This is a genomic window from Vibrio sp. YT-19(2023), from assembly GCF_033337395.1.
Map to the genome: position 1 here is coordinate 1 of NZ_JAWOQN010000600.1, position 657 is coordinate 657.

The 657-nt window shown below is 45.2% G+C and carries 2 protein-coding genes; both read left to right on the top strand.

Annotated elements, in window-relative coordinates; translation table 11 throughout:
• The coding region (locus R7E78_RS27375; protein WP_318058786.1) for a helix-turn-helix domain-containing protein at positions 1-185 on the top strand (185 nt) is incomplete at its 5' end.
• Between the two features lie 126 nt (positions 186-311).
• A complete protein-coding gene (fliE, locus tag R7E78_RS27380; RefSeq protein ID WP_318058787.1) occupies positions 312-623 on the top strand; it encodes a flagellar hook-basal body complex protein FliE in 312 nt (103 codons plus the stop codon).
• Positions 624-657 lie beyond the last annotated feature (34 nt).

Genomic DNA, 657 nt, shown 5'->3' on the forward strand with positions numbered 1-657 from the left:
TTAACACTGGCGGCGAGGGGTTGGGTGGCGAGCTGCGCGATCAAGAGTATGCGATCATTCTAGAAACCTTGGTGGAATGTAATGGCCGACGCAAAGAAATGGCAGAGAAATTGGGCATAAGCCCACGTACTCTGCGCTACAAACTTGCCAAAATGCGTGACGCGGGTATAGATATTCCGAGTTAGGTTTCACACGCGTAGCCATAAGACAAAAGTGTGAGTAAACTATACTGCTGGCGTCTTATGGCACATAAATTGCTGTGTCAATAATTAGTTTAAATAGATAGTCAAACTTTTGGCTCAGAGGTGATAATGAAAGTTGATGGTATTCAGGCCGTAATGCGCGCCATGATGGTTGAAGCGACCAACACCACTCCGACAGGAACGGGTGCGAAAGTGCGTGCAGACTTCAATGATCTCCTAACCAAAGCCATCAATAACGTAAACTCACTTCAAAAATCATCTGGCGATCTACAAACGCGTTTTGATCGTGGTGATGCCGATGTTTCCTTATCTGACGTCATGATTGCTCGTAACAAATCCAGTGTTGCTTTTGAAGCCACTGTTCAAATCCGCAATAAGCTCGTTGAGGCCTACAAAGACCTCATGAACATGCCAGTGTAATTTAGGTAATAAGTGTGGCAGACAAGTCTACAGA